The 25,379-nt window shown below is 69.1% G+C and carries 26 protein-coding genes, 1 tRNA gene and 1 pseudogene; 15 read left to right on the top strand and 13 right to left on the bottom strand.

Going from position 1 to position 25,379, the window contains the following annotated elements; genetic code table 11:
* Nucleotides 1-6 precede the first annotated feature (6 nt).
* Nucleotides 7-1,296 (bottom strand): ABC transporter substrate-binding protein, encoded by a 1,290-nt coding sequence (locus tag LX83_RS06250; protein WP_253768033.1) that lies wholly within the window; start codon nucleotides 1,294-1,296, stop codon nucleotides 7-9.
* Between the two features lie 437 nt (nucleotides 1,297-1,733).
* On the opposite strand from LX83_RS06250, the gene LX83_RS06255 reads away from it, so the two are divergent.
* From LX83_RS06255 to LX83_RS06270, 4 genes are all read left to right on the top strand, one after another.
* On the top strand, nucleotides 1,734-2,570 hold the full coding sequence (locus LX83_RS06255; RefSeq protein WP_253768035.1) for a CPBP family intramembrane glutamic endopeptidase: 837 nt from the start codon (nucleotides 1,734-1,736) through the stop codon (nucleotides 2,568-2,570).
* On the top strand, nucleotides 2,570-3,724 hold the full coding sequence (locus LX83_RS06260; protein ID WP_253768037.1) for a sensor histidine kinase: 1,155 nt from the start codon (nucleotides 2,570-2,572) through the stop codon (nucleotides 3,722-3,724). Before LX83_RS06255 ends, LX83_RS06260 begins: the two co-directional genes overlap by 1 nt.
* Nucleotides 3,721-4,380: a response regulator gene (locus LX83_RS06265; protein WP_253768041.1), complete on the top strand. Its 660-nt coding sequence runs from the start codon at nucleotides 3,721-3,723 to the stop codon at nucleotides 4,378-4,380. The genes LX83_RS06260 and LX83_RS06265 overlap by 4 nt, the downstream gene beginning before the upstream one ends.
* Nucleotides 4,381-4,484: 104 nt before the next feature.
* On the top strand, nucleotides 4,485-4,688 hold the full coding sequence (locus LX83_RS06270) for a hypothetical protein (protein WP_253768045.1): 204 nt from the start codon (nucleotides 4,485-4,487) through the stop codon (nucleotides 4,686-4,688).
* Nucleotides 4,689-5,024: 336 nt separating this feature from the next.
* Here the strand turns inward: LX83_RS06270 and LX83_RS06275 are convergent, their stop codons facing one another.
* From LX83_RS06275 to LX83_RS06295, 5 genes are all read right to left on the bottom strand, one after another.
* Nucleotides 5,025-5,297, bottom strand: a complete 273-nt coding sequence (locus LX83_RS06275) for a hypothetical protein (RefSeq protein ID WP_253768047.1) — start codon at nucleotides 5,295-5,297, stop codon at nucleotides 5,025-5,027.
* A 132-nt stretch (nucleotides 5,298-5,429) separates the two neighbouring features.
* Nucleotides 5,430-6,329 (bottom strand): galactofuranosyltransferase GlfT1, encoded by a 900-nt coding sequence (gene glfT1, locus LX83_RS06280; protein WP_253768049.1) that lies wholly within the window; start codon nucleotides 6,327-6,329, stop codon nucleotides 5,430-5,432.
* Complete coding sequence (gene wzt / locus LX83_RS06285; RefSeq protein ID WP_253768051.1) at nucleotides 6,326-7,150, bottom strand: galactan export ABC transporter ATP-binding subunit Wzt/RfbE; 825 nt, start codon at nucleotides 7,148-7,150, stop codon at nucleotides 6,326-6,328. Before wzt ends, glfT1 begins: the two co-directional genes overlap by 4 nt.
* A gap of 19 nt (nucleotides 7,151-7,169) precedes the next feature.
* Nucleotides 7,170-8,081, bottom strand: coding sequence for a galactan export ABC transporter permease subunit Wzm/RfbD (gene wzm, locus LX83_RS06290; RefSeq protein WP_253768053.1), 912 nt, complete (start codon nucleotides 8,079-8,081; stop codon nucleotides 7,170-7,172).
* 268 nt (nucleotides 8,082-8,349) lie between these two features.
* Entirely contained in the window at nucleotides 8,350-8,931 is a 582-nt protein-coding gene (locus tag LX83_RS06295; RefSeq protein ID WP_253768055.1) for a bacterial proteasome activator family protein, read from the bottom strand.
* A 125-nt stretch (nucleotides 8,932-9,056) separates the two neighbouring features.
* Between LX83_RS06295 and LX83_RS06300 the strand changes: the two genes are divergently transcribed.
* The 3 genes from LX83_RS06300 to LX83_RS06310 are packed head-to-tail and all read left to right on the top strand — an operon-like array spanning nucleotide 9,057 to nucleotide 11,760.
* Nucleotides 9,057-10,256, top strand: coding sequence for a cysteine desulfurase-like protein (locus LX83_RS06300; protein ID WP_253768057.1), 1,200 nt, complete (start codon nucleotides 9,057-9,059; stop codon nucleotides 10,254-10,256).
* 21 nt (nucleotides 10,257-10,277) lie between these two features.
* A complete protein-coding gene (locus LX83_RS06305; protein WP_253768059.1) occupies nucleotides 10,278-10,943 on the top strand; it encodes a class I SAM-dependent methyltransferase in 666 nt (221 codons plus the stop codon).
* A gap of 43 nt (nucleotides 10,944-10,986) precedes the next feature.
* Nucleotides 10,987-11,760, top strand: a complete 774-nt coding sequence (locus LX83_RS06310) for a hypothetical protein (protein ID WP_253768061.1) — start codon at nucleotides 10,987-10,989, stop codon at nucleotides 11,758-11,760.
* Between the two features lie 18 nt (nucleotides 11,761-11,778).
* Here LX83_RS06310 and LX83_RS06315 read toward each other — a convergent pair whose 3' ends face one another.
* Nucleotides 11,779-12,768, bottom strand: coding sequence for an NAD(P)H-quinone oxidoreductase (locus LX83_RS06315; protein ID WP_253768063.1), 990 nt, complete (start codon nucleotides 12,766-12,768; stop codon nucleotides 11,779-11,781).
* A gap of 54 nt (nucleotides 12,769-12,822) precedes the next feature.
* Here LX83_RS06315 and LX83_RS06320 point away from each other — a divergent pair, with 54 nt between their 5' ends.
* Nucleotides 12,823-13,497: a GNAT family N-acetyltransferase gene (locus LX83_RS06320; RefSeq protein ID WP_253768065.1), complete on the top strand. Its 675-nt coding sequence runs from the start codon at nucleotides 12,823-12,825 to the stop codon at nucleotides 13,495-13,497.
* Between the two features lie 97 nt (nucleotides 13,498-13,594).
* Complete coding sequence (locus LX83_RS06325) at nucleotides 13,595-15,142, top strand: M28 family metallopeptidase (protein ID WP_253768067.1); 1,548 nt, start codon at nucleotides 13,595-13,597, stop codon at nucleotides 15,140-15,142.
* 100 nt (nucleotides 15,143-15,242) lie between these two features.
* On the opposite strand, the gene ypfJ is transcribed toward LX83_RS06325, so the two are convergent.
* Nucleotides 15,243-16,163, bottom strand: coding sequence for a KPN_02809 family neutral zinc metallopeptidase (gene ypfJ / locus LX83_RS06330; protein WP_253768069.1), 921 nt, complete (start codon nucleotides 16,161-16,163; stop codon nucleotides 15,243-15,245).
* Nucleotides 16,164-16,798: 635 nt separating this feature from the next.
* Nucleotides 16,799-17,542 (bottom strand): glucose 1-dehydrogenase, encoded by a 744-nt coding sequence (locus LX83_RS06335; RefSeq protein ID WP_253768071.1) that lies wholly within the window; start codon nucleotides 17,540-17,542, stop codon nucleotides 16,799-16,801.
* Nucleotides 17,543-17,636: 94 nt separating this feature from the next.
* On the opposite strand from LX83_RS06335, the gene LX83_RS06340 reads away from it, so the two are divergent.
* Nucleotides 17,637-18,245, top strand: a complete 609-nt coding sequence (locus LX83_RS06340) for a TetR/AcrR family transcriptional regulator (RefSeq protein ID WP_253768073.1) — start codon at nucleotides 17,637-17,639, stop codon at nucleotides 18,243-18,245.
* Nucleotides 18,246-18,323: 78 nt separating this feature from the next.
* On the opposite strand, the gene LX83_RS06345 is transcribed toward LX83_RS06340, so the two are convergent.
* Nucleotides 18,324-20,060 carry a bifunctional metallophosphatase/5'-nucleotidase gene (locus tag LX83_RS06345; protein WP_253768075.1) on the bottom strand — a complete coding sequence of 579 codons (1,737 nt, stop codon included), beginning with the start codon at nucleotides 20,058-20,060 and terminating at the stop codon, nucleotides 18,324-18,326.
* A gap of 190 nt (nucleotides 20,061-20,250) precedes the next feature.
* Here LX83_RS06345 and LX83_RS06350 point away from each other — a divergent pair, with 190 nt between their 5' ends.
* Both LX83_RS06350 and LX83_RS06355 read left to right on the top strand, forming a co-directional pair.
* Complete coding sequence (locus tag LX83_RS06350) at nucleotides 20,251-20,682, top strand: MarR family winged helix-turn-helix transcriptional regulator (RefSeq protein ID WP_253769097.1); 432 nt, start codon at nucleotides 20,251-20,253, stop codon at nucleotides 20,680-20,682.
* Nucleotides 20,683-20,705: 23 nt separating this feature from the next.
* Nucleotides 20,706-20,790 (top strand) — tRNA-Ser (locus tag LX83_RS06355).
* A 295-nt stretch (nucleotides 20,791-21,085) separates the two neighbouring features.
* Here the strand turns inward: LX83_RS06355 and LX83_RS06360 are convergent.
* Entirely contained in the window at nucleotides 21,086-21,631 is a 546-nt protein-coding gene (locus tag LX83_RS06360; RefSeq protein WP_253768077.1) for a hypothetical protein, read from the bottom strand.
* A 44-nt stretch (nucleotides 21,632-21,675) separates the two neighbouring features.
* On the opposite strand from LX83_RS06360, the pseudogene LX83_RS06365 reads away from it, so the two are divergent.
* Nucleotides 21,676-21,933, top strand: a pseudogene (locus tag LX83_RS06365) (XRE family transcriptional regulator); the annotation flags it as partial.
* An 11-nt stretch (nucleotides 21,934-21,944) separates the two neighbouring features.
* The gene (locus LX83_RS06370; protein ID WP_253768079.1) at nucleotides 21,945-22,415 is read left to right on the top strand and encodes an NUDIX hydrolase; all 471 of its coding nucleotides are present in this window, start codon (nucleotides 21,945-21,947) and stop codon (nucleotides 22,413-22,415) included.
* On the opposite strand, the gene LX83_RS06375 is transcribed toward LX83_RS06370, so the two are convergent.
* On the bottom strand, nucleotides 22,406-22,954 hold the full coding sequence (locus LX83_RS06375; protein ID WP_301327761.1) for an HD domain-containing protein: 549 nt from the start codon (nucleotides 22,952-22,954) through the stop codon (nucleotides 22,406-22,408). The genes LX83_RS06370 and LX83_RS06375 overlap by 10 nt on opposite strands.
* A gap of 107 nt (nucleotides 22,955-23,061) precedes the next feature.
* Complete coding sequence (locus LX83_RS06380) at nucleotides 23,062-24,414, bottom strand: hypothetical protein (RefSeq protein ID WP_253768083.1); 1,353 nt, start codon at nucleotides 24,412-24,414, stop codon at nucleotides 23,062-23,064.
* 416 nt (nucleotides 24,415-24,830) lie between these two features.
* Between LX83_RS06380 and LX83_RS06385 the strand changes: the two genes are divergently transcribed.
* On the top strand, nucleotides 24,831-25,049 hold the full coding sequence (locus tag LX83_RS06385) for a hypothetical protein (protein WP_253768085.1): 219 nt from the start codon (nucleotides 24,831-24,833) through the stop codon (nucleotides 25,047-25,049).
* The last annotated feature ends 330 nt before the right edge of the window (nucleotides 25,050-25,379 follow it).

Genomic DNA, 25,379 nt, shown 5'->3' on the forward strand with positions numbered 1-25,379 from the left:
GCCGTGTCAGCTGTACAGCCGGGTCAGTTCGTCCTGCGCCTTCTGCGCGGCCGCGCGGATCTCGGTGGCCGGGTCGGCGCCCTCACGCACCACTTTGGACACCGCGTCCAGGAACGCGGTGCGCGCGCCCTGGGTCCAGTCCACCGGGTTGGACGCCTTGCCGTGGTCGCGGACGAACCGCACCGAGTCAGCGGCCACCCCGGTCTTGAGCTTGTCGGCCTTGTCGGCCAGGCTGGCGCGCGGCGGGATGTGGAAGCCGTAGGCCAGGTTGAAGTCCTCCTGGTACTCGGTCCTGTCCACCCACAGCCACTTCACGAACGCCTTGGCGTCGTCCACGTGCTGGCTCTTGGCGTTGACCATGGCGCCGAACGCGCCCACCGGCACGGACGGCGCGCCCGCGTCGGTGAGCTTGGGCCAGGGCAGCACGCCGAAGTCGTCGCCGAGCGCCTGCTGCACGGCGGGCACCGCCCACAGCCCGGTCCACTGGAAGGCCACCAGGCCCTGGATGAACGCGTCCGGCTCGGCCCAGTCCTTGACCGCGCCGAGCAGCATGCTGTTGCTGGTGTACAGCTCGCGCAGCTTGCCGAGCGCGGTGGCCGCGGCCGGGTCGTCGAAGCCGGGCTTGTGGTCGGGGGTCACGTAGTCCAGGCCGACCGACCACAGCGACGGCCCGCCCAGCGTGGCCGCGCCGCCGTCGTTGCCGGCGAACAGCCCCTTGACCTTGTCGGTGGTCAACCGGCGGGCCGCGTCGACCAGTTCATCCACAGTGGACGGTGGGGTGATGCCGGCGGCGTCGAGCATGCTCTTGCGGTAGAACAGCATCTGCGTGTCCACGGCCTGCGGGATGCCGTACACCTGGCCGTCCACGGTGTGCGTGGCCAGGATGGTGGCGGTGAAGTCGTCCTTGGCCGGCGCGATCACGTCGTCCAGCGGCACCACCTGGCCGGCCCGCACCCTGGCCACCGACAGGGTCGACTCGAACACGTCCGGCCCGCCGCCGGACAGCAGCGAGGTGGCCAGCTTGGAGTCGTAGTCGCCGGGGTTCCACTGCACGCTCACCGACTTGCCGGTCGCGTCCTGGTACGCCTTGGCGTAGCGCTCCACCGCCTGCTGCACCCCGGCCTCGCCGTAGGCGTGGTACCACTGGCTGATCCCGCCGCCGTTGCCGCTGCTGTTGCCGCGCCCGGTGTTGGAGCCGCAGGCGGCGAGCAGCGGCCCGCCCAGCCCAGCGGCCAACGCGGCCATGCCGGCGGCGCTGAGGAATCCACGACGGTTCACCGGAACGGGCGCGGGCATCGGCGATCAACCTCCAGACGGACGGCGGACGGGCGGAAACCTACTGCGAAGTATCGTCCCCACCCCCAACGACAGGTGCAAACTTCACCACGTTGGCCCCATCACCGTCGATCTCTCCCTACCCGTGGGACAGCCCAGACCCCCACACCCCTCCGCCACCGCGCGAGTTGACTGTGCAAACCCCGCGAGTTGCACGTTCAGGCAGGGCCATGTGGGTGACAGCGAGGTCATCTGGCCGGTGGCCCCGCCGCGCGACGGGACGTGGGCGGCCGCGACACCGGTGCCCAACCGGGATGCCTGCCGGTGTTCTGGCGGCCTTGTCCCCCGTGCGAGCTACGCGCAGGTGTCCACTGCGCGGTGACGATTTCGGGCCGCCAGATCCATAGCGTTCTTCGTGGTCGCGGTGGTGGTGCCGCGGATCTGGCGAAGGAGTTCTCATGAGGTTGGTGTGGCAGCTGCTGGTCGTCGTGGCGATCGCCATGATCGGCAGCCAGGGCGCGGCCGCCGTGCAGGCGAACCCGTGGATCACGGCCGCCGTCGGTGTGCTGACCGCCGTGCTCGCGGTGCTCGGCTACAGGTGGGTGGTGCGGCGGACCGAGCGTCGCCCGGTCGCGGAACTGGCGGGCAAGGGCGCCGGGTTCAGGATCGGTTGGGGGACGGTGCTCGGGGTCGCGCTGTTCGGGGCGGTCATCGCGAACATCACCTTCCTCGGGTACTACCAGGTGCACGGCCTGGGCACGGTGCCGGGCGCGGTGGGGCTGTTCGGTTTCATGGCCGCCGCCGCCGTGACCGAGGAGCTGTTGTTCCGCGGCGTGCTGTTCCGGATCATCGAGCAGCGCACCGGCACGTGGATCGCGCTGGTGCTGACCGGTGTGCTGTTCGGCCTGTCGCACCTGTTCAACCCGGACGCCACCGTGTGGGGTGCCATCGCCATCGCGATCGAGGCCGGCGGCATGCTCGCCGCCGCGTACGCCGCCACCCGCAGCCTGTGGGTGCCGATCGGCCTGCACTTCGGCTGGAACTTCGCCGCTGGCGGCGTCTTCAGCACCGTGGTCTCGGGCAACGGCACCCCGCAGGGCCTGCTCAACGCCACGATGTCCGGCCCCGCGCCGATCACCGGTGGCGCGTTCGGTCCCGAGGGCAGCCTGTACGCGGTGCTGTTCTGCGTGTTGGCGACGATCGTGTTCCTGTGGGTGGCCCACCGGCGTGGCCGCATGGTGCCCCGTCGTCGGCGCGCCGCCCAGGTTGTCGCCGCCACTACACTCGCCCAGTGATGGATCGTCGGCGCGCCCTGGAGCTGTGGCGCGGGTTCCACGTCACGGTTCGGGATCTCCCGTTCGGGGTGCTGATCCTGGCGGCGTCGTTCCTGCCGACCCTGCAGAACCAGGGGACGCAGGTGGGTGACCTGCCTGGCCGCCCCTTCGACGCGCTGGCCGTCGCGGCGATCGCCGTCGAGTGCCTCCCGCTGGCGGTGCGCCGGCGGTGGCCGGTGGTGTGCCTGGCCCTGGTGTCGCTCGGCTTCGCCGTCGACCAGCTCCGCGGCTACCACTCGCTCGCGGGCATCGCGCTGCCCATCGCGCTGGTGAGCGTGGGGGCCCACCTGGAACGCGGCCGCCGCACCACCGCGCTGGTGTTCTCCGCGGCGTACGTGGTGCTGGCCGTCGCGCTCTACCAGGTCGGCAATGGCGCCGAGTCGGTGAGCGAGTTCGTGACGTTCTACCTGGCGCTGGCCGTGTTGTGGGGCATCGGGGCGGGGCTGCGGTCCTCCCGGATCGCGGAAGCCGAACGCCGCCGCCGCGTCGCCGAGGACACCCGCGCCGCCGAGCGCACCCGCATCGCCCGCGAACTCCACGACGTGGTGACCCACCACGTGACCGCGATGGTCGTGCAGGCCGAGGCGGCGCGGTACCTGACCGCCGTCCCCGACCGCCTCGACCAGACCCTGAGCGCCATCACCGACACCGGCCGCCGGGCCATCACCGACCTGCGGCACCTGCTCGAACTGCTCAACCCCGACCACGGCACCGAACCGAGGACACCGACGCTCGGCGGACTGCGCACGCTGGTGGAGCAGACGCGCAAGGCCGGGCAGCCGGTGGAGTTCACCGAGGAGGGCACGCCGGCGGAGTCGACCGGCAGCGCCGACCTGGTGGCCTACCGGGTCGTGCAGGAGGCCCTGACCAACGCCCTCAAGTACGCCCACGGCAGCCGCACCTCGGTGGCGGTGCACCACGGTGAACGCGAGATCACCGTGGCGGTCAGCACGGACGGTTCCAGCTCCCGGTCCGGGTCCCCCGGCGGGAGCGGACGGGGCCTCGCCGGTCTGCGCGAACGGGTCGACGTGCTGGGCGGCGAGTTCAGCGCGGGCCAGCAGGAGGGCGGCGGCTTCGTCGTGCGGGCGCGCATCCCCAGCGGGAGCCGGTCATGACCGCACCGACCCGGGTCCTGGTCTGCGACGACCAGATGCTGATCCGCACCGGTCTGGTGACGATCATCGACGCGCAACCCGACCTGGAGGTGGTGGGCGAGTGCGGGGACGGGCAGGCCGCCGTGGACCTCGCCGGCCGACTGCGCCCGGACGTCGTGGTGATGGACGTGCGCATGCCGATCCTCGACGGCATCGAGGCCACCCGCCGGCTGGCCGGCTCCGGCGTGCCGGAACCCGTCAAGGTGCTCGTGCTGACCACGTTCAACCTGGACGAGTACGTCTACGAGGCGCTGCGCGCGGGCGCGAGCGGCTTCCTGCTCAAGGACGCGCCACCGCCCCACCTGCTCAACGGCATTCGGACCGTGGCCACGGGCGCGGCCCTGCTGGACCCCGAGGTGACCCGCCAGCTCGTGGGCAGGTACGCCGCCCGCATCCGGCCGGCCAAGGACACCCCGCGCGAGGTCCCGCTGACCCCGCGCGAACTGGAGGTGCTCCGCCTCATCGCGGACGGCCTGTCCAACAGCGAGATCGCCGCGGCCCTGGTGATCAGCCAGGAGACCGTCAAGACCTTCGTGTCCCGCATCCTCGCCAAACTCGGCCTCCGCGACCGCGTCCAGGCGGTGGTCTACGCCTACCGCCACGGCCTGGTGAACTGACCAGCCAGGTGAACCCGGCGACCGGTGGTTGCTCGAAAGAGTGATTTCCGGTGATGGCGGTGCCTGGCGGACTCGTCGCGGGGGATTGGCGGACGGGGGGGGCTGTGGCGTCGTCAGCCGACGTGATCGCGCGGATTCGTCAGGTTCTCGATCTGGCGGAGCAGAATGCCAAGGATCTGGATTCTGTTCAGGAGCGCGCCCGCGAGGTGTCCGAAATCCTGCTGGTGGTCGGTGAAGGCAGCAGCCGCTCGGATTTCTCGGCCGCGGCAGTGCTGTTCGACCGGTTGGCCGAGGGGACAGCGGTCTGACGTGGAACCAGCTTTCAGGGCGGCGGGGAGTGCCGCTGCTGACCTGGTGCGAGAAGGTTTTCTGATAACCGGAAGGACTGACCGGCAAGGGTACTTCCATCCCTGGACCGAGGGTACGCCCGAAGAAGCTGCGGCCTGGGTCGAGAAGCGGGTGGAAGAGATGATCAAAAGTGGTGAAGGGCCTTACCCGGGCGCGCCCTGTTGGTTCGATCTGGCGGGCAAGGAACGGCTCAAGCCGCCGGCGGACAGCGGGACCGGCTGAGGTGACGCCGGCCCGTCGGGCGGGGCGCCGGTCGGCTCACCCCACCCGGGACGGGACCACGGTCGACCGCCGGATCAGTGCGCGGCCAGGCCGGCGGGGCGGCGGGAGGGCTTGCCGTAGAGGTGGCCGTGCGGGGCGGCGTCCTCCACGTGGGCGGTGGCCACCTGACCGAAGTTGACCACGAACGAGCCGCCGTCCTCGGTCGGGATGGCGCGCACCTCGCCGGAGCGCACCCACTGCTCCAGCTTGCCGGGCAGGTCCTCGGCCGCGGACTCGGCCAGTGCCACCAGGACCGGGTTGGCCACCCCGGCCAGGTGCAGTACCAGTGCCTTCTTGGAATCGCTCATGCCCCAACCCAAGCGCAGCCGGACCGGACCGGCAACGCGGGTTCACCGTTGGCGGAGATTTTCAGCGCTGGGCGGACAGTCCGGCCGCCCAGCCGCCGTCAGAGGGGTCCACAGTGGACCACACTCCGGTTCTCACTTGCGGAAGAAGCGTTCCCGCTGACCCTGGCGCACCAGGCGCAGCCACTCCACGAACGCCTTGGGGTCGCGCCGCACGCCGACGAAGTACAGGCCGAACCGGAACACCTCCAGCAGGCCGAGCTTGCGCATGCCGGGCTGGGACAGCAGGTAGCCCCGGTTGCGGTAGGTGTAGTACCGCTTGATCTCGTTCTCCGGGTCCTGCGCGTGGAACCGCCCGCCGAGCATGGGCTTGAACTCGGCCGAGCCGTCCGGGTGCAGGAAGGTGGCGCGCAGGGTGGTGCCGAACGGCAGCCCGCTGCGCTGCAACCGGCGGTGGATCTCCACCTCGTCGCCGCGGAAGAACAGCCGGTAGTCGGGCACGCCCACGATGTCCAGGGCGGCGGCCCGGAACAGCGCGCCGTTGAACAGCGAGGCGATGCCGGGCAGGAAGTCGTTGCCCAGCTCGTCGGTGCCGCGCTTCCAGGTCAGGCCCCGGCGCAGCGGGAAGGCCAGCGTCTGCGGCCGTTCGATGTTGGCCACCACCGGCGACACCGCGGCCAGGTTGCGGGCCCTGGCCTCCTCCAGCAGCGTGGCCAGCACGGTCTCGTCGGCCGGGCGGCCGTCGTCGTCGCCGAGCCAGATCCACTCCGCGCCCAGCGCCAGCGCGTGCAGCATGCCGAGGGCGAACCCGCCGGCGCCGCCCAGGTTGCGCTGGGACAGCAGGTAGGTGGACGGGATGGCGCACTGTTCCACGACCTCGCGGGCCGGCTGGTCGGCGCCGTTGTCCACGACGACCAGGTGGTCGGGCACCCGGGTCTGGGCGGCCATCACCTTCAGCGACTCGGCGAGCAGCTCGGTGCGGTGGCGGGTGACCACCACGGCCACCACCGCACCCTTGGGCAGGTTCACGCTCATCCGTTATCGCCGCCACCGTTGCCGGCGAACGCCGGCGCCTCGCCGAGCCGTTCCAGCATCTCCGGGCTGAGGTTCTCGTACGGGTCCTTGCCCTTGTAGGCGGTGAGCACCTCGCGCAGGCTGCCGTGCATCTTGACCTTGCCCTCGTCCATCCAGATCGCCGAGTTGCACAGTTCCATCAGGAACTCGTCGGAGTGGCTGGCGAAGACCAGCAGACCCGATCGCTTGACCAGGTCGACCAGCCGGTCTCTGGCCTTGTTCAGGAAGGCCGCGTCGACCGCGCCGATGCCCTCGTCGAGCAGCAGGATCTCCGGGTCGATGGAGGTCACCACGCCCAGCGCCAGGCGCACCCGCATACCCGTGGAGTAGGTGCGCAGCGGCATGGACAGGTAGTCGCCCAGCTCGGTGAACTCGGCGATGTCGTCGACCCGCTGCTCCATCTGCTTGCGGCTCATGCCGAGGAACAGGCCCCGGATGATGATGTTCTCGAAGCCGGAGATCTCCGGGTCCATGCCGACGCCCAGGTCGAACACGGGCGCCACCTTGCCCACGATCCGGGAGGACCCCCTGGTCGGCTCGTAGATGCCGGACAGCAGGCGCAGCAGCGTGGACTTGCCGGCGCCGTTGTGGCCGACCAGGCCGACCCGGTCGCCCTCCTTGAGCGAGATGGAGATGTCGTGCAGCGCCTCGATGATCGGGATCTTCGTCTCGGTGGCGATCTTGCCACCGACCTTGCCGAGCACCAGCTTCTTCAACGAGCGCGACTTGGCCTCGAAGATCGGGAAGTCGACCGAGGCGTTCCAGACGTCGATGCTGACCATGTTCTTGCTGCCGCCTCACTCAGACCCAGTAGGAGACGCGGGCACGGTAGTTGCGCAACGCGGTCAGCGCCAGCGCCCAGCCCACGATGGTGAGCGCGCCGACCACCACCCAGTGGTGCCAGCTCTGCTGGTGACCGAGCAGCGGCGCGCGGACGATCTCGATGTAGTGGTACATGGGGTTCAGCTCGGCCACGGCGGTCCGCCAGCTGCCGGTCCCGTTGGTCACCTTGGTCAGGTCACCGGTGCTCCACACGATCGGCGTCATGAAGAAGACCAGGTTGATGAAGCTGCTGACCACCGGCGGGATGTCCCGGAACCGGGTGCTCACGATGCCGAACAGCAGGGCCACCCACGAGCCGTTGATCACCAGCAGGGCGAAGGCCGGGATGGCCAGCAGCATGCCCAGGCCGAGGCCGGGGTGCTCGACCTGGCTGTTCTGCAGGTAGTACGGGTGGCTGAGACTGGAGAAGAAGATCGCCAGCACGATGACGTAGACGATCAGGTTGTGCAGGAACAGCAGCACCTGCCGCCACACCATCCGCAGCACGTAGATGCTGATGGGCGCGGGCAGCTGTTTGATCAGCCCCTCGTTGGCGATGAAGACGTCCGTGCCTTCCACCACACAGCCGAGGATGAAGTTCCAGATGATGAACCCGACCGTGACATAGGGCAGGAACGTGGCGATGTCCTGGCCGAAGAGCTGTGAGTACAGCAGGCCGAGCGCCAGGGCGGTGCTGCCCATGCCGATGGTGATCCACAGTGGACCGATCACCGATCGTCGGTAGCGCTGCTTGATGTCCTGCCAGCCCAGGTGGGCCCAGAGTTCACGTTGTCCCCACGCCTCCCTGATGTCCCGGAAGGCGCGCGACCAGCTCCGCGAGTCGGACGCGGGCGGTGCTGCGGGCTGTTCGATCGTGCTGGTGGCTTGCACGAGGACTGAGGGTACCGGCGGCCCAATGGACTACTCGCCGCTGGGCGGTCACGGTGCGGTCACTCTGATGATGCCTTGCCGGTTGGCATACGCCTACCGCTGGTAGCCGGTCCGTCCGGCCGGTTGCTTCCTCCGGGTGGCGACTTGGTGATCATCGGGGTGATCAACGCCCGGGAGCCCGCCGTGCTGGGGCGACGGGTTCCCGGGCGGAGGCAAGCCGACCGGTCGTACCGCTCAGGGCTCGGCGCGCACCCGAGGGGTCAGGCCGTCACAGGTACTGGCCGGTGCCCCGGATGTGCGGCCCCTCGCCCTCGCCGCCGGCGCCGCCCGGCGGCAGCGCGCGCCCGCGCATCTGCTCCAACTGCACCCTGGCGGCCATCTGCTGGGCGAACAGCGCGGTCTGGATGCCGTGGAACAGCCCCTCCAGCCAGCCGACCAGCTGCGCCTGGGCGATCCGCAGCTCCGCGTCCGAGGGGGTGGAGTCGTCGGTGAACGGCAGGGACAGCCGCTCCAGCTCGTCGCGCAGCTCCGGGGCCAGGCCCTGCTCCAGCTCGCGGATGGAGGACTTGTGGATCTCGCGCAGCCGGTTGCGGGACGCCTCGTCCAGCGGCGCCGCCCGCACCTCCTCCAGCAGCTGCTTGATCATCGTGCCGATGCGCATGACCTTGGCCGGCTGCTCGACCAGGTCCGCGACCTCGTTGTTGTTCCTGCCCTCGTCGCCCTCAACCGCGCCGTTCAGGCCCGCGCCGGGCAGGCTGGCAGCGCCCAGCGGCACTCCGTCGGGGCCGACCACCACGACGTGCCGCTCCTGCCCGGCGTGGCCGGCAGCGTTCTCGTTCGGCTCGTTCATACCCTCCATCCTGCCCTTGACCGGGGCGGCGACGCCGACCCGGGCGGGCGGACCTGGTCACATCCGCGACATCAACTCCTCGCCCCGGCCACCGCGCTGTTTGGCGTCGTCCGTACGGTGTGGGCATGGCGTTCGACGTCGCTCGGGTTCGTGGGCTGTTCCCCGCGCTGGGCGACGGCTGGATCCACCTGGACGCTCCCGCGGGCATGCAGGTGCCCGAACAGGTGGCTACCGCCGTTTCCACCGCGCTGCGCGCCCCCGTGTCCGGCCCAGGCGGGATCTTCCCCGCATCACAACGTGCTGAGGCGATCGTGGACGCCGCCCGGCGTTCCATCGCCGACCTGGTGGGCACCGACCCGGCCGGGGTCGTGCTCGGACCGAGTTCGGCCGTGCTGCTGCAGCGGCTGGCCGACGCGCTCGCCGACGGCTGGCTGCTGGCCGACGAGGTCGTGGTGTCGCGGCTGGACCACTCGGCCAACGCCGCGCCGTGGCTGCGCGCCGCCCAGCGGGCGGGTGCCACGGTCCGGTGGGCCGAGGTGGACATCGAGACCTGCGAGCTGCCCGCCTGGCAGTACACCGACCTGGTCACCGAGCGCACCAAGGTGGTTGCGGTCACCGCCGCCTCGGGTGCGGTCGGCACCCGGCCCGAGGTCCGCAAGATCACCGACACCGCGCGCGCGGCCGGCGCCCTGTCCGTGGTGGACGCCTCCTTCGCCGCGCCGTTCGTGCCGCTGGACCTCACCGCCTTGGGCGCGGACGTGGTGGCGGTGTCGGCCAACGCCTGGGGCGGGCCGGCCGTGGGCGCGCTGGCCTTCCGGGACGCCGACATGCTCGACCGGCTGCCCTCGGGCGCGCTGGAGCCGGGGGTGCGCGGCCCGGCCCGGATGGAGCTGGGGCCGCACCCCTACCCGCTGCTGGCCGGCCTGGTCGCGTCCGTGGACTACCTGGCCGGGCTGGACGACGCGGCCGTGGGGCCGCGCCGGGAGCGGCTGCTCACCTCGCTGGGGTCGGTCAAGGCGTACCAGGCCGGGCTGCTCGCTAACCTGATTAACGAACTGCGATCACTTCGTCACGTTATGGTGATCGGCGACGCGATGCGCCGGGTGCCCGCTCTGGCGTTTACTGTGGCCGGGGTCAAGGCCACCGACGCCGTCGAGCACCTGTCCGCGCGCGGGGTGTGCGCGTTCGCCGACCCCGGGCACCACGGGGTGTTCGCGGCGTTGGGCGTGGGCGAGATCGGCGGTGCCGTGCGGCTCGGCCTCGCGCACTACACCAACGCGATGGAGGTTGACCAGCTCGTTCGGGCGGTGGCCGAACTGGGATAGGCGGAGAGCACCGGAGGTGGGGTGGACGAGTCACTGGCAGGCGAACTCGCCGACCTCGGTGCGATGCTCCGACTCGCCCCGCTGCTGACCGACTACCTGCCGACCGCGACCACCGACCTGCGCCCGGCCGCGTTGACCGCGGTGCTGGACGAGGTGCTGCTCGGCGCCCGCGTGGTCACCGTGCAGTGCGGGTGCGGCGCGTCGTCGGTGCTGTTGGCCCGGATGCTGGCCCGCCGAGGGTTCGGGCACCTGCTGTGCCTGGAGCACGACGAGCGGATGGCCGCGTTCGTGGGCAGCCAGCTGCGCCGGGAGGGCCTCGGCCACGTGGCCAGGGTGGTGTACGCGCCACTGGCCCCGCACCCGGCCGCGCCCGGTGGCCAGCCCTGGTACGAGCCGGAGCTGGTGCACGACGAGGTGGCCGGCTACGTGGAGCGGTTCGGCCTGGTCGACCTGCTGCTGGTGGACGGCCCCGGGCCGGCCGACCCGAACGTCCCGGACGGCCGGCACGCCCGCTACCCGGCGCTGCCGGTGCTGCGCGCGGTGCTCTCGCCCGGCGCGGCGGTGTTCCTGGACGACGTGGGCCGGGTGGGTGAGCTGGCCGTGCTCGACCAGTGGGAGCGGGAGTTCGGGCTGCGGTTCCGGTCCCTGCCGGGGACGGGTCTCGCCGCCGCGCACGCCACCCCGTAGCCTGCCCGCCCGAGGACGGGACCAGGCGGTGGAGGGGTGCGCGATGTCGTCGACGGTGCAGCGGGCCGAGGTGGACCAGGACACGGATGGGCAGCCCAGCTGCTACCTGCTGGAGTTCTCGGTCGGCGGGGGCGGCGCCCGGCACGCGGACGTGCACGCCTACGGCGACCTGGACAGCGTCCGGGCCAGCCTGGAGCGGCGCGGTGGCGTGGACGCGTACCTGGTGCTCTGGTACGGCGCGGTGCTGCACCTGTGGGTGGTGCGGCACGGGGCGATCGTCGAGGGCGTCGACCTGCACCCGTTCCTGCGCACCGGTGACGAGCGGCACGACCGGAGCGTCGCCCGGCTGCTGGCCTCGCGCGAGGGGCGGGACGGCGAGTCGGACGTGGACTGGCCCGCGCTCTTCGACTCGCTGTGCGAGGCCTGCGACTGGGATGCCCGCGCCGCGCTGCCACTGCTCACCCACCTGTTCGAGCTGCACGACCGGGGCGTCTCAGGTGATGCGGCGGCGGCCGAGGAACTGGCCGCGCTGACCGAGTCGATCGAGGAGGGGGAGCTGCCGGACGAGTTCGCGATCACCCCGGCCGACCACTCGTGTCTGGACCTCGACTGGGCCGCGATCGGCCGGGCCGTCGCGCCGCTGAAGCCGCCGGTGCTGGGCACCGGTGAGGTCCACGTGCGCTGGGCGGAGGACTGCGCGCCGCACCCGGAGAGCTTCCTGCGGCAGCCGTTCGGCCGTGCCGAGTTCCACGCCGGGGTGAACGACCTGGAGAACGGCGAGGACGAGTACCCGGAGGGACACCCCGGCGCGGAGTGAGCACCGGGGTGCCGCTGGTCAGCGCACCTTGAGCGCGAGCTTGCCGAACACGTCCTCCTCGTCGAGCATCCGGTGCGCCTCGCCGGCCTGGCGGATGTCCAGCACGTTGTGCACCACCGGGCGCACCACGCCGGACTCCAGCAGCGGCCACAGCCGCTCCCGCATGTCCGCGATGATCGCGCCCTTGCCGTTGGGGCCGTGCACCGGTCGGCCGCGCAGCCCGGTCCCGGTCACGCTGGCGCGCTTGACCAGCAGCTTGTTGAGGTCCAGCTCGCCCTTGCGGCCGCCCTGCAGGCCGATGACGACCAGCCGGCCGTCGTTGGCCAGCGCCTCGACGTTGCGGTCCAGGTAGGACGCGCCCATGTTGTCCAGGATGACGTCCGCGCCGTGGCCCTCGGTCTCCCGGCGCAGCTCGGCGACGAAGTCCTGGGTGCGGTAGTTGACGGTGATGTCCGCGCCGAGCTGGCGGCACTTGGTCAGCCGCTCGTCGCTGCCCGCGGTCACCGCCACGGTCGCGCCGAGCGCCTTGCCCACCTGGATGGCGTGCGTGCCGATGCCGCCGGCGCCGCCGTGCACCAGCAGCACGTCACCCTCGGTCAGGCCGGCGCCCATGACCACGTTGGACCACACCGTGCAGGCCACCTCGGGCAGGGTGGCGGCGGTGACCAGGTCCAGCGCGGCGGGCACGGGCAGCAGCTGCGCGGCGGGCACGGCCACCCGCTCGGCGTAGCCGCCGCCGGCCAGCAGCGCGCACACCTCGTCGCCGACCCGCCAGCCCTCGACACCCGGGCCCAGCGCGGCGATCGTGCCGGCGCACTCCAGGCCGATGATGTCGCTGGCACCGGGCGGTGGCGGGTAGAAGCCCTGGCGCTGCATCAGGTCCGCGCGGTTCACCGCGGTCGCGGCCACGTCGATCAGGACCTCGCCGGCACCCGGTGCCGGCTCGTTGACCTCGGTCCACTCCAGCACTTCGGGGCCGCCCGGCTCGCGGACAGTGATCGCATGCATGTCCTGACGGTAAACCGTTCGCGCCCGACCCGCCGTGGGCTCGACCCTGTGACCATGCGAACACCACCCACCCCCGTCGACCCCTGGCCGCTGCGGCACCTGGTGTTGCGCACCCCGCGCCTGGAACTGCGGCCCGACGACGACGCCGGCCTGCTCCAGCTGGCCGAGCAGGCCAGGCAGGGCATCCACGACCCGGAGTGGATGCCCTTCGGCGTGGCCTGGACGGACGCGCCGGCCGAGGAGCTGGGCACCGACGTGCTGCGGTTCCACTGGGGGCAGCGGGCCGCGCTGTCCCCGGCCCGCTGGACGGTCAACTTCCTGGTGCGCCTGAACGGCGAGGTGATCGGCAACCAGGGGCTGACCGGCCACGACTTCGCCGTCACCCGGGAGGTGCGGACCGGTTCCTGGCTGGGCCGGCGCCACCAGGGCCACGGCTACGGCACGGAGATGCGCGCGGCCGTGCTGATGCTCGCCTTCGACCACCTGGGCGCGCGCACCGCGCGGTCGTCCGCCCGGCTGGACAACGCGCCCTCGCTCGGGGTGAGCCGCCGGCTCGGCTACGTCGAGGACGGCACCGAGGTGGTGGCCGTGCGTGACGAGCCGTCACCACACGTGCGGCTGTTGCTCACCGCCGAGCGGTTCGCCGAGCACCGCCCGTCCTGGTGGGTGGACGTGCGCGGCCTGGACGCCTGTCTGCCCTTACTCATCTCGGGTGATGGGACGGCGTGACGTATTGACCTTGGCGGCGCGGTCCCGAAAGGGTGCCCACGGTGTTCGCCCCGTCAAGCAGTTCGGTCCAACCAGGTCCGCACGAAGGGAACAGCCCATGCCGGTAACCAGGGTTACGACACGCGTTGGCACGGCCGCGGTGGCCGTGGCCGCCACGGTGGGCCTGGCCTGCGCGCCCGCGTCGGCCAGCACCGACCGGGTGACCGGCCCGCTCGGGCCGGCGCTGGCCAGGCAGCTGACCAGCCAGGTGAGCGCGGACGGGGTGAACCGGCACCTGCTGGCCCTGCAGCGGATCGCCGACCGCAACGGCGGCACCCGGGCCGTGGGCACCAAGGGCTACGACGACAGCGTCGACTACGTGGCCGGCAAGCTCAACGCGGCCGGCTACCAGGTGAGCACGCCGCTGTTCACCTACCACGTGACCGTCGTGGACGCCGGCACGGCGAACGTGGCCGGCCAGCAGGTCGAGGCCGTCCCGATGGAGTACTCGCCGCAGACCCAGGCCGGCGGGGTGACCGGCCCGCTGGTGGCGGTGCCGCAGGACGACTCGCCCGGCTGTCAGCCCGAGGACTTCGCCGGCCTGCCGCTGCGCGGGGCCGTGGCGCTGATCCGGCGCGGCGGCTGCACGTTCGCGGACAAGCAGCGGTTCGCGGCCGAGGCTGGCGCGGCCGCCGTGCTGATCGCCAACAACGTGGACGGCCGGCTGGCCGGGGTCACCCTGGGCAGCCCGGACGCGGGCAGGGTCCCCACCGCCGGGATCAGCCGGGCCGACGGCGATGTGCTGTTCACCCGGACCGGCGCGAGCACCACGGTCGACGTGCGCTACCACCGCGACGCGCGCACCGCCCGCAACGTCATCGCGCAGACCCGCACCGGCCGCACCGACAACGTGGTGATGGCCGGCGCCCACCTGGACGGCGTCGAGGCCGGGCCGGGCATCAACGACAACGGCAGCGGCTCGGCCGGGCTGCTGGAGACCGCGCTGCGGCTGGGCGGCTCGCCGTCGGTGAGCAACGCGGTGCGGTTCGCCTGGTGGGGCGCTGAGGAGCTGGGGCTGGTCGGGTCCACCGAGTACGTCCGCTCGCTGAGCTTCGAGCAGCAGCTGGACATCGCCCTGTACCTGAACTTCGACATGATCGGCTCGCCCAACAGCGGCTACTTCGCCTACGACGGCGACAACTCCTCCGGCACCAACCCGGTGCACAGCCCGTACGGCTCGGCGCAGATCGAGCGGGCGTTCGTGGACTACCTGAGCGCGGTCGGCGTGGCCGTGGAGGACACCCCGTTCAACGGGCGGTCCGACTACGGCGAGTTCATCGCCGTCGGCATCCCGGCGGGTGGCCTGTTCACCGGCGCCGAGGTGGTCAAGACGCAGGCGCAGGCGGACAAGTGGGGCGGCCGGGCCGGCGCGGCCTTCGACCCCTGCTACCACCAGGCCTGCGACACCCTGGGCAACATCGACCGCGCCGCGCTCGGCCGCAACGCCGACGCGCTGGCCTGGGTGGTGGCCTCCTACGCGCTGAGCACCGAGGACGTCAACGGCGTGCCGGCCAGGGCGCAGCGCGCCGCGGTCCGGGGTGAGGCGGCCGGTCTGGTCGCGGCCAGCCAGCCGGCGGTCCGGCCGAGCCTGCTCGACCAGCGCTGACTCGGCCGGCGCTGACTCGATCGGCGCTGACTCGGCCGGCGCTGAGCAGTGCCTGCGGTGGTGGGCGCCGCGCGGTGCGGTGCCCACCCGGTGCTGGTGATCAGCCCAGGTCGCGGGCGCCGAAGGTGTCGCACCGCGCCGGGTCACCGGACTGGATGCCGGTGGTGAACCACTTCTGCCGCTGCGCCGAGCTGCCGTGGGTGAACTGGGTGGTGTCGATCCGGCCGCCGCCGATCTCGGACTGGATGTAGTCGTCACCGATGCGCGCGGCCGCGTCCAGCGCCCGGTTGATGTCGTCCTGGGTGATCTTGGTGATCAGCGGCTGGCCCGAACTGGTCGGCGTGGACGTGGCGTGCGCGGCCCACACCCCGGCGTAGCAGTCGGCCTGCAGTTCCAGGCGCACCGAGTCGGAGTTGGCGCCGCTGCGGGTGCGCACCCGGTCGGAGGTGCCGAGCAGGTTCTGCACGTGGTGGCCGTACTCGTGGGCCAGCACGTACGCCTCGACGAACTGGCCGCCCTGCGCGCCGAACCGGGTGCGCAGCTCGGTGAAGAAGCTCAGGTCGATGTAGACCTTGCGGTCGGCCGGGCAGTAGAACGGGCCGGCGGCCGAGGTGGCGTTGCCGCAGCGGGTCTGCACCCCGCCGCTGAAGAAGTCGGTCCTGGTGACCTGGTAGGTGCGCCCGGACCGGGCGAACGCGTCGGTCCAGTAGTTCTGGATGGAGTTGATGTAGGCCACCGCCCGGCAGTCCTGGTTGGCGTTGGCGTCCGCGCCGGTGCGGCACTTCTGCTGCAGGCTGTCCGAGCCGAGCTGCTGCCCGGAACCCACGTCGTCGAAGCCGGACCCGGACGGCAGCACCGCGGTGCCGCCGAGCTGGGAGAGCAGGAAGTAGATCAGCACCCCGACCACGCCGAGCCCGCCGCCGCCGAGCAGCACCCGGCCGCCGATGCCACCGCCGCCGCCGGATCCGCGCAGGTCCTCGACCTGTGAGGTGTCAATGGAAGCGTTCTCGTCGAACTCCACGTCCCTCGCCCTCCCGCCCCGTGCGTCGGCGGGGAAAACGATAGTCCAGCCGGGCGTGGCGCGACGGGTGCGCGACGCCGGTGCCGGGCCGGGAGAGGTGGGGCCCGGGCCGTGACCAACCCCGGACGGGGAAAGAGGGGAAACACCTGGGTGCGGCACCCCGCACTCGGGCACCGCACCCAGGCTCCCTCAACAGAAGTGGCGATCGCCAGGTCGCAGGCTCGCGTTCGCACTGCCGCGGTGGGGTCCCAGTCGTGACGACCGGGAGACGCGCATCGGAAGGAGAGACGTCGATGGCGTTTTGATCACCCGATGCCTGCGCACGTGCTGCTGCTCGCGATCGTGGACCGGGTGTTTCCTAGCACCCGAACCACGGGAAGGCAGCGGCTAGGTGACCGCCACGGCGAGAACTTGTCCGCACTGCACCACCTATCCCTTCCCGGCGGGCCGATCAGCTGACCTGTTCCAGTTACCTCTCGTAGTCATCCATCAGTGTTCCGGTTAACTACTGCGATCGGCCGGTCGTACTTCGATGGTGCGCCTGTTCGCCGCATCATTCAACCGTTCGGCCCAGCCTTGGGCGGGTGAATTCTGGCGTTCACCCGTTTGACGGGCCGCGGTGCTCCCGCACTGCTTCAGAACTGGTTCTCACCGCCGTCGACGTAGATGTTGCTGCCGAGGATGAAGCTGCTCTGGTCCGACGCGAGGAAGGCCACGGCGGCGACGACTTCCTCCGGGGTGCCCATCCGGCCGATCGGAACCCGCGCCGCGAAGCCCGCCTTGACGGCCTCGGCGTCCTCCTCGCCGACCACGGCGGCGATCACGGGCGTGTCGATCGTGCCCGGCGAGATCGCGTTGACCCGGATGCCGCGCCCCTTGAGTTCGTTGGCCCAGGTCCGGGTGTAGGAGCGCAGGGCGGCCTTGGACGCCGCGTACGTGCCGAACGCCTCGACGCCGTCGTCGGCGCGGACGGAGCAGTTCAGGATCACCGAGGCGCCCTTGTTGAGCAGCGGCAACGCCTTCTGCACGGTGAACAGCGTGCCCCGCACGTTGACGTTGAAGATCCGGTCGAAGTGCTCCTCGGTGGTCTCCTCCAGTGTCGCGAAGGATCCCGTGCCGGCGTTGGCGAACAGCGTGTCCAGGCCCTTGCCCCGGGCGCGGACGGCGTCGTAGAGCCGGTCCAGGTCGGCGGGGTTCGAGATGTCGCCGGGCACCGCCGTGGCCGAGCCGATGGCCTCGACCGCCGCGGCCAGTTCCGCCTCGCGCCTGCCGGTGATGAAGACGTGCGCGCCCTCGGCCGCGAGGCGCCGGGCGGCGGCCAGGCCGATCCCGCTGCTCCCGCCGGTCACGACCGCAGTGCTGCCTTCGAGCTGTCCCATGCTGCTGACCTCCATGAACATTAGTACCAATCGGTACAGAATGAGACCGTAGCACTTCAGTACCGATTGGTACTGAAGGGGTATCCTTGGTCTCGTGACCGGTCAGGAGAAGGCGCTCATCGGCCGTCCCAGGGGCTTCGACGCCGACGAGGCGCTCCGGCGCGCGCTGCTGGTCTTCTGGGAGCGGGGCTACGAAGGGGCCAGCCTCGCCGACCTGACCAGCGCCATGGGCATCACCAAAACCAGCATGTACGCGGCCTTCGGCAACAAGGAGCAGCTGTTCCGCAAGGCCCTGGAGGTTTACAGCGAGGGGCCAGCCTCCTACGCGATGCGAGCCCTGACCGAACCGACCGCCAAGGCAGTGGCCAGGGCAATGCTCAACGGTGCGGTCCAGACCACCACCCGCCCCGACTGCCCCGCCGGATGCCTGGGCGTGCAGGGCTCACTGGCGGCCGGAGACCTCGGCCAGCCCGCCCGGGACGCGCTGGTCGAGTGGCGCAACGCCGGCCGCCTGCGCCTCCAGGAACGTTTCCAGCGGGCCGTTGACGAGGGTGACCTCCCTCGGGACACCGATCCGGGACGGCTCGCCAGCTACGTCATGACGGTGTCGTTCGGCATCGCCGTGCAGGCCGCCAGCGGCCTCAGCCGCGCCGACCTCCAGGAGGTCGCCGACATGGCACTGGCCAACTGGCCGCCCGGCTGAGCGACGGCCACGAGCAGAAAAGCCTGGCGGCCGTTGTCCAACGACCGCCAGGCGGAGGGGGATTGATCTTGCGGCCGCTCAGGCCGTGGTGCTGATCCGGTCCAGTGCCGGCGGGGCCAGGTTGGGGTTGGCGCCCAGGTAGGCCAGGAACGCGTCCAGGTCGATGCCGCTGCCGGTCAGGTTGGTGGCCTTGGTGAACTCGGTGAACCCGTCACCGCCACCGGACAGGAAGTTGTTGATGGTCACCCGGTAGCTGCCGGTCGGGCTCACCGGCTGGCCGGCCACGGTGATGTCGGAGACCTTCGAGCCGATCGGCGCCGAGGCCGACCAGGTGTAGTGCAGGCTGGCCGACGGCTGCAGGATCCGGGTCTGCACGCTGCCGTCCGGCTGCCGCTGCCACTGCTGTTCCAGCACGGTCTTGAGCTGGTCACCGGTCATGGTCACGGTCTGCAGGATGTTGCCGAACGGCTGCACCGTGTACGCCTCGCCGTAGGTCACCACGCCGTCGCCCTCACCGGCCGCCGAGCCCGCGTAGGACAGGTCGGCGCGCACCCCGCCCGGGTTCATCAGCGCCAGCTGCGCGCCAGCGGTCTGCTGGGTGGCGGCCAGCTGCGAGTCGGCGATCACGTCACCCAGCGGGGACTCGCCCGAGGCGGCACCCTGCTTGACCACATCACCGCTGATCGTGCCGACCTGCCGGTTGGCGATCGGCGCCGACTCGGCCGCGGCCCGGTCCACCAGCGCCTGCGCGTCCTTGTCGGCCGGCACGTCCCTGGTCACGATCTGGTTGAACGCCCTGGTCTGGGAGCGCACCACGTCGCGGGTGCGCCGGTCGATCCTCAGGTCGGCCACGGACAGCAGCCGGCCGAACGAGGCGCCCTGGATCAGCGGCCGGGGCTGGCCGGCCGGGTCGGTCACCGTGCACACGTACTGCTGGTGGCTGTGGCCGCTGAACACCACGTCCACCTTGGCCGAGACCTGGGTGGCGATGGTCGTGGCCGGGCCGGGCGTGGTGCGGCAGTCGTCCGGGCCGCCGCCCTCGGTGTTGTCGCCCTGGTGCAGCAGCACCGCGATGCTCTTCACGCCGACCCGGTCCAGCAGGTCGGCGTACTTGTTGATGGCCGCGACCTCGTCACCGAACTTCAGCCCCTTGATGGCGTCCGCGGACACCACCGTGGGCAGCTCCTCCAGCGGCACGCCGATGATGCCGATCGGCACGCCCCCGGAGAAGGTGATGGTGAACGGCAGGGTGGCCGGCACGCCGTTGTCGAAGGTCATGTTGGCGGCCAGGTAGGGCCAGCGCGAGCCGGTGTACCGGTCGTCGAACTGGCAGCCGTCCGTGGGGTGGCAGCCGCCGTGCTGCAACCGCAGCAGCTCCTGGTAGCCCTCGTCCAGCTCGTGGTTGCCCACGGCCGACGCGGTCACACCGAGCTGGTTGAGCAGGTCGATGGTGGGCTCGTCGTGGAACAGCGCGGACACGGTCGGCGACGCGCCCACGTTGTCCCCTGTGGACAGCACCACCGAGTTCTTGGCCTGCGCGCGCAACCGCTTGACGTGGGTGGCCAGGTAGGCGGCACCACCGGCGTTGACCGTGCTGCCGTCGGACAGGGTGACCCGGCCGGACGACCCGGACGGCGGTTCGAGGTTGCCGTGCAGGTCGTTGAACGCGATCAGCCGCACGTCCGTGGTGGACTGGGCCGGCTGCTTCGGCTGGGCCGAGGCTGGGGCGGCGGTCACCGCCGCGGTGGTCAGCGCGGCCAGGGCGGTGGCCGCCAACGCGGACGCCCGGCGCGCCAACCGGGTGGACACGGTCATGGATTGCCTCCTGCTTCGCGCCCGGCGGGGTCCGGGGCGCGCTACGGGCGGCAGTGTGCCTGGCCGACCCGACCAGCACCAGGGCCAGCCGGTAAGGCGTTAGTGAACGGATGCTGACTCTCCGAGCAGGCATAACCTTGAACGCGTGAGGCAATCGGGGGAAGAGCCGAGGTGGCTCAACGGGGACGAGATGCGGGCGTGGCGGTCCTACGTGGTCGGTGCCGCGCTGCTCGACGAACGGCTGCACCGGGAACTCCAGGACAACCACGGTCTCTCGCTCACCGACTACACCGTCCTGGTGGTGCTCTCCGAGGAACCGGACCACCGCATGCGGATGAGCCAGCTCGCCGACAAGGTGGCCTCGTCCAAGAGCCGCGTCTCCCACCAGATCGCCCGCATGGAGGCCGCCGGCCTGGTGCGCCGCGTGACCTGCCCCGGCGACGGCCGCGGCGTGCTCGCCGAACTGACCGAGGAGGGCCAGCGCCGCCTGACCGAGGCCGCCCCCACCCACGTGGACGGCGTGCGCAGCCACCTGATCGACCTGCTCTCCGAGTCCGAACAGACCACCCTGGCCAGCATTTTCGGGCGAATCATCGAGCACCTGCAGGCCACCGGCCGCTAGCCGGCTACCCTGTCACCACACAGGGAAGCGTGGCAGAGCGGCCGAATGCACCCGCCTTGAAAGCGGGAGACCCGCAAGGGTCCGGGGGTTCAAATCCCTCCGCTTCCGCAGGTCAGAGGGGGTGTGACCGGTCCTAGCGGGTCGGTCGCACCCCCTCGCTGTAGCAACGGGTGTAGCAACGCCCTCAACCGAGTTCGTCCGAGAGCTTCCTCAACGCCTTCCGAACGGACTGAGGCAATCCAGGGTGTGGTCGTAACTACCTCACCTGGATCGTTCGCCTGCTACTTGTGGTCAAGAATTGGCGTCTTGCCGCAGCAACTCGCCTAAAACGGATTTAAGGCAGGCTATGTCAATCAGGGCTCAAATATTGATGCGCGACTAAATGCTGGTTCCGTTCACTTGTCTAAGGAAGCCGATAGTTGACCTCGCCGCGATAGGAAGCAATTTTGTCCTGGAGTGCTTTGGGGTTGGGGACCTTGGTTGGGGCTATAAGGTGTGCAATAAGTTCACTGGTGACCTCGTAATTCTCATTCCTTGCGACAATTCGCGTGCCGGTACTACTGCCAGTAGCCAGCACGTTTCGCCACAGGTCACTGTTTTCTCGCCAGTCAATCGTATTGGCAGCGGTGATCGCATTTTGCAAGCTGAGACCGCGATCCACCACCTTTATCAGGGCCCGCACTAGTGCAATGTGGGCAGCTGGACGGAGAAGCAAGGATTGGTGCGAAGTCGCGCGAAGGTCGGGAATACGGGTGGGTTCTTCTACTGCTTCCCTCAATACAACAAAACCGCTTAGTATTGCGCTCCACCACTCGTATACGTATTCATAAGCCTGGTCGAGCTCCTCGTCGCTGGGGCGTACAACGCGTGACTTTTCGTCAAAGTCCTTGATGTTGTAACAAGCGAGAATATCCTTGATTGTCTCGTAGACGGCGCTAATTGTAGTCAACTGAAGGCTACGTGCACCAATGGTATTGCTTCTCCAGTTAACGACGCATCCGCAATGCCCTCGCGCTCGCCCGACTACTCCAGGGCGTGGACGGGGTGGAGGTCCGGCTGCACAAGACCACGCTCTACAACTCGGTGTTCCGCTTCGACGACGAAATGATCGTCAACACCCACGTCTACGGCTTCCCAGGCGCGCACGCCCCCGCCCTGCACCTGCGCCGCCTGTCCAGCGGGGACCTGTTCGAGACCTACTCGGAGAGCTTCGAGACCGTCTGGGCAGCCGCCAAGCCCGCCACCCTCTAGGAGGACCGCCCGTGGCCCGCATCGACCACTACAACGACCCGCACGCACCTCAGGCCACCACGATCCGCACGGCCGTCAGCGCCGTCGTCCGCGACCAGGCCGGCCGGGTGCTGATGATCCGCCGGACCGACAACAACCGCTACGCCATCCCCGGCGGCGGCATGGAACCCGGCGAGACCGTCACCGGCGCGGTGGTTCGGGAGGTGGGGGAGGAAACCGGCATCAACGTCGAGGTCACCGGCTTCATCGGTATCTACTCCAACCCCCGTCACGTCATCGAGTTCAGCGACGGCGAGGTACGCCAGGAATTCTCCCTGTGCTTCGCCGCCCGCCCGATCGGCGGCCAGGTGCGCACCAGCGACGAGTCCAGCGAGGTCGACTGGGTGGAGCCGGACCAACTCGCCGAGTTGGACATCCACCCCAGCATCCGACTCCGCATCCAGCACGGGCTAGAAGACCGCACCCAGCCCTACTACACCTGAATCCCCGCCGCCCGCAGCCGCGCCTCCGTGCGCTCCACCGCCCCCACCAATTCCGGCGCTGCCTGCCGAACGAAGACGGTCACCAGGTCATCCGGCCCGTAGCGCTCGGCGATTTCGGCCAGCCGCTCATGCACGGTCATCCGCTGCCCGTCCGGGCCGGCGGTCATGTCCGCCCACCACAGCGCATCGCGGAGTGGGGTCTTCTCGTCCTCCCACTCCGCCAACTCCGCCGACAACCCCCGCAGCTCCGCCTCCCTGTAGGCGCACGAGTGATGCGCCACCAGCGCACACAGCCGCTCCGGTGCACCCTGGTAGCGCAAAAACCGCGCCCCATCCAATGGATGAAACCCCGTCTTAGCCAGATCAGGCGCGTACCCAATGTCGTGCAAAAGAGCAGCGCCTATGAGTATATTGCGATCGCTCTCTGAGATCACCGAAGCTACCTGATCTGCACGTGCCGCCACGCCTCGAGTATGTTTCCACCGGCGTGGAAGTGACTTTTCTAGTTTCTTCTGGCTCCAGTGGGCAAAATCGCGCATAAGCTATGTTAGAACTGTTATTGATGTGAGATGTAGCGGCTGAGATGCACGCTGGCGACGCTCGACGTTCCGCTTGATGCGGCTGTCATCGGTGACTGTGAAACGACCTATATCGACAGGCGCCCTTCGTTGGCTGCGATGATCACTTTCTGAGCGAGGAAACGCACAAGGTTGATGTCGTGTTCAAGCAGGTCTGCTTCCTTGTCAAAGGGGAGTAGTGGACGCGCGTTCGCGTCACCCCCAGCTTCCTTGGTGTGTACAATTCTGCATCGGATCGAGTATACTCGCCGGGCGATTTGGTCAAGCAAACTCTCATCGCTTCGCTGGTTCAGCTTGTTTACTCCAGATATCTCGTTACTTTTGCTCAGAAACTCGTGTATGTTCGGTGACTCCGCAAGGAATGCGGTAACTTCAGATTCGTCAATGCATGCTCGCAGTGTAATCTTCAATTGGTTGCGTTCCGAGGAGGACTCCCTGGTGTTTGCCCTCATGAGATCTATAATCTTCTGTACGTCTCTATCGCTATCTATATCAAACAAGGGGTCGCGGAATGTATTGCGGATCCTGTGTAAGGTACTCTGATTTAAGAAGGTTGGGAAAAAGTGCTCGATTGCCTGGTAGTAGGCTAGATACTGTAGTAACGGGACTCCTGTAGCTGAGCTTCCGTATAGATACAGGGAAACTGCCTGCCGGGCGTAAGAAGTCCTCATGGGGCCGAGTGGTTTGTTGTGCTCATCTCGGTTGCGAGGAATTTCGAGTACGTCGTCGTCGCGCCTCATCAGAGAAAGGGGAAAGGCGCGAAGCATATCGAATTCGAAAAAAAGGGCAGACGAACATCGTTCAAGTACTTCTAACGCCTCATCGTGTCTCAGTGCGCTAGTGTTGTGGATCTTTAGCGCAACCTGTCTCTGTAGGGGCCACAAGTAAGCGTCCTTGATTGTTAAGGTGCTGACTGGACTTGCTGTCCCTAGCTCAATTTTCTGATGTTTGGCGGTGCCAATTGGTATCGGTATGCGCCAGTTAGAGCGCTCCCATATGTTTTCAAAATCGGCATATCTTTCGGCGATGTCGCCCCCCTCTAGCTCTTCGTATCCCGGAATTTCACTAAAGATCCAGCTGCTTAATATTCTTTGCCCTCTATCAAGTCCACGTACGACTGCCTCGATTGAGTTCCGTGACTTGTCTAGAAATGCACAGTAGTCTCCCAGAAAAGTCCAGTGTTCAAAATTTTCTCTTGCGAGCAGAGGGAGGAGTCTTGATTGAATAATAAAAGGTCTCCTTTGCCTGCCGTTAGGGAAATCTAATAAGAAGAACTTACTCTCATGTTGCTCAACCTTCGACCCCCAGGATAAATCAAATCCAGTTTGCCAAGTTATTCCTATTCCTGCGGATCGGGCTCGTTGTGCAACCTCTAGTTCGGTGCCTTCTAGAGAGGTTTCAGATTCCGCTTCCTTCGTCATTTGTCTCCTAGGTATTTGGGAAACCGGCGTGACCTATGATGGAGCCTTTAGATATCTTGCCGAACTTGGCTCTAGGGGATCAAGGCGCGCCGCCGGCGGCGGCGCGCGGTGTGCATGTTGCGTTGGTGCCAGGGTCGCATCCATCCCGGCGCGCCGGGCTCCCGCTTCGCTCACGCCCGGCGGCCGGGCGGCGCGGCCAGGAGCAGTGTGAGGCAGCGGCATCGCCGACGAGGGATGAGCCAGGAGCAGCCAGCGGCACCAGTCGGGACGATCGCGCGGTGGGTCACCGCAGGTTTGCAGGGCACGGCGATCGACGCCCGCTGACGCTCCGCGCCAGCGGCCCACGGAGAAGGTGGACGACTAGCGTGGTGGCTCAGAGGGTGTCATGTGATCTGGTGAGTCGATGCCTGGACTTGGTGGACGAGTACAGGCGGCATCATCCCGAGCAGCGCGAGGGACAAGCCCACTACAACGTCCTGCGGCGGGAGTGGCCGGATCTTCAACACGAGGTCGTGGGCACCGACCGGAACTGCTACGGCGACGACCGCAGGCTGCCCGCGTTCCTCAGTTGGGTTGAGCGGGCGTTGTCCGCCGAGCAGCGGGAGCGGGAGGAAGGACGTCCCGGGGCGCTCTGATCAACCGCGCGGGGTCCGGGCGAACAGCGAGTTGTAGCGACCGGTGTAGCAACGAGGTTGTACCGGGGTGAACGGGGACGGACGATCGTGACCCCTTGACCTGCGGGGATGGACTGCCGTGGACCGTGGTGAACGGCCGGGAGCGGCCTTGAAAGCGGGAGACCCGCAAGGGTCCGGGGGTTCAAATCCCTCCGCTTCCACCCATAGCCCCTGACCTGCGGAAACGTGGGTCAGGGGTGATCTGCGCAGTGCATGCTTGAGCGCACACAGCGCTTCCAGTGCACACGCCTGGCGGCATTGGGAGCGCGCTGGCTCCTCAGTGCGTGCGGC

Origin of the sequence: Goodfellowiella coeruleoviolacea, from assembly GCF_024171785.1 — a bacterium.
GTDB classification, from domain to species: domain Bacteria; phylum Actinomycetota; class Actinomycetes; order Mycobacteriales; family Pseudonocardiaceae; genus Goodfellowiella; species Goodfellowiella coeruleoviolacea.

What these genes read in the sequence shown, in the direction of transcription:
- wzt (WP_253768051.1), bottom strand. Translation starts at nt 7,150, where the DNA reads ATGGTCAGCATCGACGTCTGGAACGCCTCGGTCGACTTCCCGATCTTC.
- LX83_RS06335 (WP_253768071.1), bottom strand. Translation starts at nt 17,542, where the DNA reads ATGGGACAGCTCGAAGGCAGCACTGCGGTCGTGACCGGCGGGAGCAGC.
- LX83_RS06345 (WP_253768075.1), bottom strand. Translation starts at nt 20,060, where the DNA reads ATGACCGTGTCCACCCGGTTGGCGCGCCGGGCGTCCGCGTTGGCGGCC.
- LX83_RS06300 (WP_253768057.1), top strand. Translation starts at nt 9,057, where the DNA reads ATGGCGTTCGACGTCGCTCGGGTTCGTGGGCTGTTCCCCGCGCTGGGC.
- LX83_RS06380 (WP_253768083.1), bottom strand. Translation starts at nt 24,414, where the DNA reads ATGACGAAGGAAGCGGAATCTGAAACCTCTCTAGAAGGCACCGAACTA.
- LX83_RS06375 (WP_301327761.1), bottom strand. Translation starts at nt 22,954, where the DNA reads ATGCGCGATTTTGCCCACTGGAGCCAGAAGAAACTAGAAAAGTCACTT.
- LX83_RS06315 (WP_253768063.1), bottom strand. Translation starts at nt 12,768, where the DNA reads ATGCATGCGATCACTGTCCGCGAGCCGGGCGGCCCCGAAGTGCTGGAG.
- LX83_RS06325 (WP_253768067.1), top strand. Translation starts at nt 13,595, where the DNA reads ATGCCGGTAACCAGGGTTACGACACGCGTTGGCACGGCCGCGGTGGCC.
- LX83_RS06255 (WP_253768035.1), top strand. Translation starts at nt 1,734, where the DNA reads ATGAGGTTGGTGTGGCAGCTGCTGGTCGTCGTGGCGATCGCCATGATC.
- LX83_RS06275 (WP_253768047.1), bottom strand. Translation starts at nt 5,297, where the DNA reads ATGAGCGATTCCAAGAAGGCACTGGTACTGCACCTGGCCGGGGTGGCC.
- LX83_RS06260 (WP_253768037.1), top strand. Translation starts at nt 2,570, where the DNA reads ATGGATCGTCGGCGCGCCCTGGAGCTGTGGCGCGGGTTCCACGTCACG.
- LX83_RS06265 (WP_253768041.1), top strand. Translation starts at nt 3,721, where the DNA reads ATGACCGCACCGACCCGGGTCCTGGTCTGCGACGACCAGATGCTGATC.
- glfT1 (WP_253768049.1), bottom strand. Translation starts at nt 6,329, where the DNA reads ATGAGCGTGAACCTGCCCAAGGGTGCGGTGGTGGCCGTGGTGGTCACC.
- LX83_RS06250 (WP_253768033.1), bottom strand. Translation starts at nt 1,296, where the DNA reads ATGCCCGCGCCCGTTCCGGTGAACCGTCGTGGATTCCTCAGCGCCGCC.
- LX83_RS06350 (WP_253769097.1), top strand. Translation starts at nt 20,251, where the DNA reads ATGCGGGCGTGGCGGTCCTACGTGGTCGGTGCCGCGCTGCTCGACGAA.
- LX83_RS06320 (WP_253768065.1), top strand. Translation starts at nt 12,823, where the DNA reads ATGCGAACACCACCCACCCCCGTCGACCCCTGGCCGCTGCGGCACCTG.
- LX83_RS06310 (WP_253768061.1), top strand. Translation starts at nt 10,987, where the DNA reads ATGTCGTCGACGGTGCAGCGGGCCGAGGTGGACCAGGACACGGATGGG.
- LX83_RS06295 (WP_253768055.1), bottom strand. Translation starts at nt 8,931, where the DNA reads ATGAACGAGCCGAACGAGAACGCTGCCGGCCACGCCGGGCAGGAGCGG.